Origin of the sequence: Peptoniphilus lacydonensis, from assembly GCF_900106515.1 — a bacterium.
GTDB lineage: Bacteria > Bacillota > Clostridia > Tissierellales > Peptoniphilaceae > Peptoniphilus_A > Peptoniphilus_A lacydonensis.
Genome location: NZ_FNWF01000003.1, coordinates 1,461,436 through 1,471,986, shown reverse-complemented (window position 1 = coordinate 1,471,986; position 10,551 = coordinate 1,461,436). Strand labels below are relative to the sequence as shown.

Genomic DNA, 10,551 nt, shown 5'->3' with positions numbered 1-10,551 from the left:
CGGTTTGCTCACAGGCTTCGGGTATTACAAGCTCCCATGGTGTGACGGGCGGTGTGTACAAGACCCGGGAACGCATTCACCGCAGCATTCTGATCTGCGATTACTAGCAACTCCATCTTCATGTACTCGAGTTGCAGAGTACAATCCGAACTGGGAAAGGCTTTTTGAGGTTTGCTTGAGATCACTCTGTTGCTTCCCTTTGTACCTTCCATTGTAGCACGTGTGTAGCCCAGGGCATATAGGGCATGATGATTTGACGTCATCCCCACCTTCCTCCGATTTATCATCGGCAGTCTCTTTAGAGTTCCCATCTTATATGCTGGCAACTAAAGATAGGGGTTGCGCTCGTTGCGGGACTTAACCCAACATCTCACGACACGAGCTGACGACAACCATGCACCACCTGTATTGAGGCTTCCGAAGAAGTATACTTATCTCTAAGTACGTCCTCAGTATGTCAAGCCCTGGTAAGGTTCTTCGCGTTGCTTCGAATTAAACCACATGCTCCGCTGCTTGTGCGGGTCCCCGTCAATTCCTTTGAGTTTCATGCTTGCGCACGTACTCCCCAGGCGGAGTGCTTATTGTGTTAACTGCGGCACCGACATTCGCCGACACCTAGCACTCATCGTTTACAGCGTGGACTACCAGGGTATCTAATCCTGTTTGCTACCCACGCTTTCGTTCCTCAGCGTCAGAATGAGCCCAGTAAGTCGCCTTCGCCACCGGTATTCTTTTTAATATCTACGCATTTCACCGCTACACTAAAAATTCCACTTACCTCTACTCTTCTCAAGATATGCAGTTTCAAATGCTTACAGTAGTTAAGCTACTGCCTTTTACATCTGACTTGCATTTCCGCCTGCGAACCCTTTACGCCCAGTGATTCCGGACAACGCTAGCCCCCTACGTATTACCGCGGCTGCTGGCACGTAGTTAGCCGGGGCTTTTTCTTATGGTACCGTCATTATCTTCCCATATAAAAGAACTTTACGACTCGAAAGCCTTCTTCGTTCACGCGGCGTCGCTGCATCAGAGTTCCCTCCATTGTGCAATATTCCCCACTGCTGCCTCCCGTAGGAGTTTGGACCGTTTCTCAGTTCCAATGTGGCCGTTCACCCTCTCAGGCCGGCTACCCATCGTCGCCTTGGTAGGCTTTTACTCTACCAACTAGCTAATGGGACGCGAGTCCATCTTAGACCACCGGAGTTTTGATCGTTATGACATGTGTCATTATGATTTTATTTGGTATTAATCCCGGTTTCCCGAAGCTATCCCAATGTCTAAGGCAGGTTACTCACGTGTTACTCACCCGTCCGCCGCTAATCCACTTATCTTCGCCCCGAAGGGTTCTGTTAAAGTTTCATCGCTCGACTTGCATGTGTTAAGCGCGCCGCCAGCGTTCGTCCTGAGCCAGGATCAAACTCTCAATTAAAAAATTTGTATGACTCATTAGTTTTATCAAACTAAACGAATTTCTGGTTTGCTTTTGTGATTTTATCACGATTTTGATTCTTTACGAATCTTTCTATCTTCACACTATTTAATTATCATTGTTCTTGCTACTCTTGAAGTAGCTTTTTTATTATATCTTCTCAGAAAAAATTTGTCAAGTAAAATTTACTTTTTTTTGAATTATTTTACTTTGTTTTTAAGAAGTGCTGTCCTCGTTAGACAACTTGTTCAGTATACACTGATTTTTGAATCGTGTCAATACTTAATTTAATTTTTTTATTAAATTTTCTAATTCTTCTTTTGGACTTAGACTATTGGCTTTTTTTAGGTATTCTATTCCTTTTTCTTTCTCTTTTATATTTAAATATATTATCCCTAAATTATAATTTAAAATGTAACTGTCTTTCATTTCTTCTAAACCCAATTTTAATGTTTCTATTGATTTGTCAAATCTATTTTTTGATGCATAAAGTGTTGACAATAAATTTACATTTTCTTCTAATACCTTTTTTTCTACTGATAACTTTATATATTCTTCTGCACTTTTTAAATCTCCTATGTTGTAATATGTTATGCCATAGATGTAATAAAACTCTTCGTCTTTATTAAAATTTTCTGAAATTCCTTTTAACAAATTTAGTGCTTTTTCATATTCTCCATAAGATAGATATGTCTTTGCCGAGTCAAAATTTACATAATCTTTTATTGTTTCTATTTCGCATCTAACTTCCTCTTTTAATTCTTCATCATAAGATGTATTTAAAAATCTTTCAAAATACATATTTGCTTTTATATATTTTCGAAGCGACAAATTTATATAAGCAAGTCTATAATAGGAAAGGCTATATTCCTCGTCCAAATTCAAAACTTTGTTATAATTTTTTATTATTATATTTAAAAGTTTTTCACTCTTTTCATAGTCATCTTTTATTTTATTATAAAGAGCTTCTAATATATTTGATTCTTTAAAGATTATGTCCGCGTCTTCTCCTTCAATTAATTCATAACCTTTTAAAAATATATAAGAATCTAAGGGATCTTTTTCTTGATTTAAAAAAGCCTTGTGCATAGCATAATTTTTTAAATCTATATTTAAAGCTTTTAAAATTTCTTTATATTTTTCAGCATATTTAAATTCACTATCTATTCCCAAAAGATAAATCATTGCTTCTGTTATTTTTTCAAGGTTTATCTCTTCTTCTAATTCTTTATCCTTTACTCCTTCTATAATATAGTCTAACTTTATGGGCAAAGAGAAACCAACGGGAAGTGTCAAATCTTCCAGTTGGTATTCTTTTTTTAGCTCTATAAAAACTATATTTTTTAATTTTTTGTTTCTTTCTTCTTTAAAAAGATTTTCCATTTAAATTTCTCCCATATATGCTCTTTTTCTTCTTGTAGACCCCTGTAATATTTTATACAAGTTTCCTCTAAATACCGCATAAATTGCTGTCACAATAGTTGCCAATAAAATTCTTATATTATAGAGATTTAATAAATTCTTATAATAAATTCCATTTACTAAGTTTTCGCCAAGAGGAATATCTATGACACTACTTGACGCTATTGTGGATACAAAATCAAAACCAATAAGATGTAAAATTAATAAATATACTACGTAAGGAATAACCCATAGGCAAAAATTTTCTTTCATAAATTCAAAGGAATGTGTATAGGCACTTGTATAATATTCTCCTCTTATATAAATTGATTCCGCTATCGGATTTATAATTAGATTTATTATAACTGCTAAAATTAAATTCCCTCCAAATACTGGAATTATCCAAGATATTATTATTAATATAAAATAAACCGAATAAATTGATGCAAAATAACTTTTAAATGTATCTTTAAAATTTCTAAAACTAATTCTGTTATAGTAAATTAAATCACTTAGAATTGAAAAATAACTCGAAAGTATAAGAGAAGTTATAACAGGCATTAAAAATCCCATAAATACTCCTGATACCATCCCTAATATATTTCCAAATACTATCATTGCAAGGCTATAAATTATTCCGTACAAAAAAGGAACTATTAAAATTAGTGGTGAACTTTTTATTTTTGTCAAAGTATCTTTAGATGCTTTAGAATAAACTAATTTTAAATCTTCAAAAAAACTCATTTTATCACATCTTTTCAGGAGCTTTTATCCCAAGTAGATAAAGTCCACTTGCAATAACATTTTTAACTGCATAACAAAGTAGAAGTCTTGTATTTTTTAATTTTTCATCTTCTACCAAAATTTGTGTTTGATTATAAAATTTATTGAAGTTCTTCGCAAGTTCCACTGTATATCTTGTAATGTAGTATGGTTCACATTTTTCACAAGCATCAATTACTACATTTGTGAAATTATAAAGAATTCTTATAATATCTATTTCAGACTCTTTATTTAATAGACTTGCATCAAATTCATTATTTATATCAAAATTACCTTTTGTTAAAAGGGAACAAATTCTTGCGTGAACGTATTGCACATAAGGTCCTGTTTCACCTTCAAAAGAAAGAGTCTTATCCCAGTTAAATGTATAGTCCTTTATTCTGCCGTTAAATAATTCTTGGAATTTTATTGCTCCTATTCCAACTGCTTGTGAAAGTTCTTCTTTGTTTTCTATTTTTTGGTGTTGTTCTTTTTCTCTGTTATCTAAAATTTCACGAACCTTATCTGTTGCTTTGTTCAGTACATCTTCTAAATATACAACTTTCCCCTTTCTAGTTGAAAGTGTTCCATCTTCAAGAGAAACCATTCCAAAAGGTACATGAACTATTTCATCATACCAATCAAAGCCTGCTTTTTTAAGTGCAGATTTCAATTGTTTAAAGTGAAGACTTTGTTGACTTCCTACAACATAAATATTTTTATATGGTCTATAATTTTCATGTCTATATTTTGCTGCAGCTAAATCTCTTGTCAAATAAATTGTTGTTCCATCACTTTTTACAACAATTGCTGGAGGAAGATCATACTCTTCTAAGTTAATTACTTCCGCACCTTCTGACTCTTCAAGTACATTTTTACTGCGAAGTTCCTCTATAAGTGCAGGCATTTTATCTGAATAAAAAGATTCACCATTGTAAGAATCAAAGTGAATATCAAGCATATCATAAACTCTATTAAATTCCTTTAATGAAACTTCTTTAAACCATTTCCAAATTTCTACGGCCTCTTCATTTCCATTTTCAAGTTCCTTAAACCAGTATCTACACTTGTCTTTTACATCTTTGTCTTCTTCGCAAACCCCATTTACTTTTACATATAATTTTAAAAGTTCGTCAATAGGATTTTCTTCAATAGCTTCTTTACTCCCCCAAGTTTTGTACGCATAAATAAGCATACCAAATTGAGTCCCATAATCGCCAAGGTGATTTATTGCAATTGTATTGTAACCCAAAAATTTATAAATCCTTTTTAGCGAATCTCCTATTACTGTTGACCTAATGTGACCAATATGAAAAGGCTTTGCTATATTTGTTGAAGAGTATTCCACAACTACATTTTTATTTTCACCATAATTTACCTTTCCAAAATCTTCTTTTTTTTCAATAGTTTCTTTTAAGATTTCCTCTGCCAAAAGACTTTTGTTGATATAAAAATTTAAATAGGCATTTTTATTTTCAACTTTCTCAAAATATTTTGAATTAATTTCTCCTGCAAGTTCTTCCGCAATAATGGCAGGATTTTTTCTGTAAACTTTTGCCAAACTAAACACTGGAAAAGCAAAATCGCCAAGTTCATAATTTGGCGGAATTTCAATCATTTTATCTATTTCTAGTGGATTTAAACTTTCAATTTTTTCATCAAGCATTTTTATTATTTCTTCTCTAAAATTTATCATCCTAACTCCTTACTTTAATGTTACGACAGTTACACCATCGCCACCTTCATTGTACTGTGCATCTTTAAAAGACTCTATAATTTTTATCTGTTTAAAATATTCCCTAAGTTTTTTTCTAAGGACGCCTGTGCCCTTACCATGAATTATTCTAACTGATTTTAAGCCAGAAAGATAGGCATCATCTAAATATTTTTCTACAATATCTTTTGCATCGTCAAAATTCTTGCCCCTAATGTCAATTTCACTTTTTACATTAGTTGCCTTGCTCTTTAAAATCTTTTTAGTATTGTGCTTTGTCGTATCTTCCTGTACATCAATTCTAGTTAAAGATTCCTTAGGAAATTTCATTTTCATAATTCCCGATTGAACAAGTACATTTCCCTTACTATCTGGAAGTTCAATAACAGTTGCCACGTTGCCAAGAGATGTCCTTACTTTATCTCCAACTTTTATTTCTCTTATCGGGTTAACTGCTTTTTTTATCTCAAGTTCAGAATTATTTCTAGAATTCTTTAAACTTTCACGCAAAAGATCCTGTGCCTCTTGAATTTTTTTAGAATTCTCAGAGTTTATATTATCTTTTGCTTCATTTATCTCAGACAAAATTATATCCACATTTTCCTTTGCATTTAAAAGAATTCTCTTTGCCTCTTCACGAGATTTTTCTAAAATTTTTTCTCTCTGATCTTCTAAATTCCTTATTTTCCCTTCAAGCTTTTTGTTTTCAATTTCTAAATCTCTTTTTTCTCTCTCAAGTTCTTCCTTGTATTCTCTAATTTTTGTCCTATCTTTGTCAATAGACTGCAAAACATCTTCAAATTCAATGTTTTCTGAACTCAAAAGCTTTTTGGATTCCTCTATAATTTCATTTGGAAGACCAAGTCTTCTTGAAATTTCAAAAGCATTAGACTTTCCTGGAACTCCTATTAGTAATCTATAAGTTGGAGAAAGACTATCTACATCAAATTCCATAGAGGCATTGGCAACTCCATCTGTTGTAAGAGCAAATACCTTTAGCTGGTTGTAATGAGTTGTGGAAATACATCTTATATTTCTTTTTAACATAGATTCCATTATCGCCCTTGCGAGAGCCGCCCCTTCTGTTGGGTCAGTACCAGCTCCAAGCTCATCAAATAAAACCAAAGAATTTTTTGTAACATTTTTCAAAGTGTAGACAATATTTACCATGTGAGATGAAAAAGTTGAAAGTGACTGTTCAATAGACTGTTCATCTCCAATGTCTGCAAAAACTTTTTCAAAAATTGCAATTTCTGAACTTTCTTCACAAGGTATCAAAAGTCCATATTGTGTCATAAGAGATAAAAGACCAACTGTCTTTAAACTTACTGTCTTACCACCAGTATTTGGCCCTGTTATTATAAGAGAAGAAAAATCTATTCCAAGATTTATATCAATTGGAACGGCAATTTTTCTATCTAAAAAAGGATGATATGCTCTTATTAAATTTATTCTTCCATCTTTATTTATCTTTGGCATATTTGCGTGGTACTTTATGCCAAGCCTCGCCTTTGCAAAAATAAAATCCAATTCAATTAATTTATCTTGATTTGACTTTATATATTCAGATGATTCTGCAACAAGTTCTGATAACTCTCTTAATATCTTTTCTATTTCTGCATTTTCTTTTATATATAATTCCTTTAATTCGTTGTTTGCTTCAACAACAGACATAGGCTCAATATATGCAGTTTGCCCACTGCTTGAGATGTCGTGAACAAGACCTCTTACCCTTGATTTATTTTCAATTTTTACAGGCACGACATAGCGCCCATCTCTAAGAGTTACTATCGCATCTTGCAAATAATTAGCTTGATTATTTAAAATTCCATTCAGCTTATTTTTTATAGAATCTTTTTTATCTGCAATTCCTCTTCTTATTCTCAGAAGTTCCCTTGAAGCATCATCTGCAATTTCTTCTTCAGATATAATTTTTGAATTAATTTCATCTTCTAATTTTTTCTCAGTATACAAATCTTCAATTAATTTGTCGATGTAATTTAACTTTATACTTTCATCACTGTTGGATTCTTTTTTTAGATAAGTTTTTAGCCCACGAGAAACTCTCAAAAAATCAGAAACTTGTAACAGTGCTGATGCAGAAAGTGATCCTCCAATTTCAACACGCTTAATAATATTTTTTATATCAACTATACCAAAAAGTTGTGGTTCGCCCTTTGATAAAATTAATTTCAATGCTTCATTTGTTTCATTTAATCTATTTTTGATTTCATCAAAATCCGTAGAAATTTCTATACTTTCAATATATTCACTTGTGATACTTGCACTGGCAAGATTTTTTAGTTCGCCTAAAACCCTATCTAATTCCAAAGTTTTTGACGCTCTTTCAAAAGAATTATCCACTGACAATCCCCCTATTTATATGTCCCTTTGTAACTTGTCCATATTTATTTTCAATTTTTTTCTTTATATTTTCAAAATCTTTGTCATTATAATTTTTATACAAATTTATAACTTCATCTGTAAATTCATCTGCCAAAATTAAGAGATTTACATTATTTTTCTTTAATCTATTTACATATTCATCTAATAAAATTGGGTAGGAGTTAAAAATTTCTGTGAAAGTATTTTGCCTTAACACTTCAAAGTCTACATTTTTTTCATCCCTCAAAAGATAATTTTTGTACTTGCAACTTGGACAATTCCCCTCATCTACGCAATTTTTTACAACTGAATATGGGCAATGTTTCATTGTCATAACTGGCACTCTTCCATATGAAATTAAGTTGAAATCTACACTGTTATTTTTTACAATTTCTTGAATTTGTCTGCTATTTAGCTCTGGAGAGATTGTAATAGAATTTAAACCCAAATTATAAAAAAATTCAGCTGAATTACTGTTAAAAATATTTAATCCAATATCTGCATTGATTTTTACATCATCATCTTTAAAAATATAATATTCAGATAGATTATTTATCCAAACTCCCTCTACAACTTTATCTTTTAAAATATAGTTCCTTAAATTTTCAAGTTCTCTATAAGAATAAAATTTGTCGAGATAAATAGAAACTTCTCTTTTATATTTTTTCTTGAACTTCTCTAAGTCCTTTGCACGAATTATAATTTCATCAATATTAGAAAGATTTGTTTTATCTAAGTCCTCAAATTTATTAAAAAATACTTTTATTTTCGAATCTTTTGATTTTATTTTGGCCCTGTTAGATCCTTCTACAAAATTATAAGGATTCAAAACTCTATTTATGCTTTTTTCTAAAATTTTATTCTCTAATTTTTTCACAACTTCTCTTCTCATTTCATTAATAGCAGAAATTGGAAGAAAAGCACCCTCATCCAGATTTAGATCTACACTTCTAACCTCGAAAATACTATCTCCAGTCTTAGAAATATTTTCCAAAACTTTTTCTCTAGAAAGTCCAGATTTTTTTGCAACTTCAACTTTTTTATCTAATTCATAGTTTGTTTCAAATCCTTCTGTTTTTCCATTGATTTTAGGATTTTCCCCTATATTAATATTCAAATCTAAATCCAAATTTCTCTTAAAATTATAATTTTCAATTTTATCATCAACTTTTTCATATAATTTTTTTGAATATGTTCTATTTATTTTAGAACCTTCTGTAGGCATTTTGTGAAGCACTAAATTAACTTCTTCTCCAAATTTATAAAATTCTCTTACCTTAAAACCAAACCTTCCCTTGTTTGACTCAAACTCAAGTCCATCACCTTCAAATACATCTACACTAAAAACTACTTTTGCAAAATTTTTGGAAATAGAAATAACTTTTCCAATTTCAACCCCTCTATTATCTGGTCTGTCAGAAGAAATAAAATTATTTCCAAAATCTCCATTAAAAAATCCCTTTGTGAAGCCTCTATTAAAAACTTGCTCTGTATTCTCTTTATCTTCTATTTTTAGTTTTCCCTCCAAAGCTTTTTTGTAAGAAGAAACAAGGGTATAGACATACTCTGGATTTTTCATTCTCCCTTCAATTTTTAGAGAATACCCGCCAGCATTAATCACCTTTGCCACATCATCTAATGTATTTAAATCCTTGGGAGAAATATAATAAAGCCTTCTTGCAATTTTATTTTTATGAAAATCTAAAATTTCATAAGACCTTCTACAAGACTGTGCACACTCTCCTCTATTGCCAGACTTTCCACCAATCATGGAACTCATTAGGCATTCGCCTGAATAACATACGCAAAGTGCACCATGTATAAAAGTTTCTATATCAATATCAAGTTCTTTTATCTTTTCAACTTCAAAAAGGGGAGTTTCTCGAGCAAGCACTACTCTGGAAAAACCCATTTCTTTTAAAAATGCTGCTCCATAGAAATTATTTACAGCCATCTGAGTAGATGCGTGTAATTCAAAATCGGGAAAGTCCTTTCTGATTCTATCGGCAATACCAATATCTTGAAGTATTAGTGCGTCAACACCAATATCATGTAGCATCTTTATACTTTCCATTGCTCTTTTTATTTCAAAATCTGCAATTAAAATATTAAATGTTACATAAATTTTTACATTTCTAAGGTGTGCAAATTTAACTGCTTCTTCTAACTCTTTTTTATTGAAATTTTTTGCCTTTGCTCTTGCAGAAAACTCATCATACCCTAAATAAACAGCATTAGCACCTGCTGATACAGCAGCCCTAAGAGCATTCATATCACCAGCAGGTGCTAAAATTTCATATTTACTTTTCTTCATAAAGATTTTCCAATTCTCTTGAAAGATCTATTATTCTTCTTGACGCATCGTTATTTTTTTCTTCTAAAGCAGAAATATTTCCCTCAAGCTTTTGTATCTCTTCTTTTAAATTTGCAATCTCAGAATTTTTATCAAGAAGATCTTTGTTCACTTTTCTATTTCTATCTTCTACATCCATGGACTTTTGTTGCAACTCTCTATAAATTTTGTTAACTTTTTTGTTTTCTTCTTCAAAAATAGAAAGCTGTTTTTTTAAATCTTTTATCTCTTCAATTTTTTCAATAATTTCTTTTTTATCTGCACCAACTTTATCTAAATCAATTTTATCAGCCTTAACTTTTTCTAAATCATCTAAAATATTTAGTGCACATAAAACAAGAGATTGTACTTGATTTAATTTGTAATTACTTTTTGAAGTTTCTTTTATCTTACCATCAAGTTCTTTTGCTAGGTCCTTAATATACTTTTCGTCATCATCTCCACAAACAAAAAATTTCATGCCATCAATAACAACTTCAATTCTCTTTGAATCGGACATAATAG

The 10,551-nt window shown here is 31.3% G+C and carries 6 protein-coding genes and 1 rRNA gene; all 7 read right to left on the bottom strand.

Features of this window, described 5'->3' with window-relative positions; translation table 11 throughout:
• Positions 1–1,432 (bottom strand): 16S ribosomal RNA (locus BQ5450_RS08795); the annotation flags it as partial.
• 282 nt (positions 1,433–1,714) lie between these two features.
• Positions 1,715–2,815 (bottom strand): tetratricopeptide repeat protein, encoded by a 1,101-nt coding sequence (locus tag BQ5450_RS08790; RefSeq protein ID WP_010243013.1) that lies wholly within the window; start codon positions 2,813–2,815, stop codon positions 1,715–1,717.
• Positions 2,816–3,577: a hypothetical protein gene (locus BQ5450_RS08785; protein WP_010243016.1), complete on the bottom strand. Its 762-nt coding sequence runs from the start codon at positions 3,575–3,577 to the stop codon at positions 2,816–2,818.
• Positions 3,578–3,581: 4 nt separating this feature from the next.
• Entirely contained in the window at positions 3,582–5,291 is a 1,710-nt protein-coding gene (gene argS / locus BQ5450_RS08780) for an arginine--tRNA ligase (RefSeq protein ID WP_071126572.1), read from the bottom strand.
• A 9-nt stretch (positions 5,292–5,300) separates the two neighbouring features.
• Complete coding sequence (locus BQ5450_RS08775; RefSeq protein WP_071126571.1) at positions 5,301–7,673, bottom strand: endonuclease MutS2; 2,373 nt, start codon at positions 7,671–7,673, stop codon at positions 5,301–5,303.
• Complete coding sequence (locus BQ5450_RS08770) at positions 7,666–10,008, bottom strand: U32 family peptidase (protein WP_010243030.1); 2,343 nt, start codon at positions 10,006–10,008, stop codon at positions 7,666–7,668. Before BQ5450_RS08770 ends, BQ5450_RS08775 begins: the two co-directional genes overlap by 8 nt.
• The gene (gene zapA, locus BQ5450_RS08765; protein WP_010243031.1) at positions 9,995–10,546 is read right to left on the bottom strand and encodes a cell division protein ZapA; all 552 of its coding nucleotides are present in this window, start codon (positions 10,544–10,546) and stop codon (positions 9,995–9,997) included. The genes BQ5450_RS08770 and zapA overlap by 14 nt, the downstream gene beginning before the upstream one ends.
• Positions 10,547–10,551: the final 5 nt, after the last annotated feature.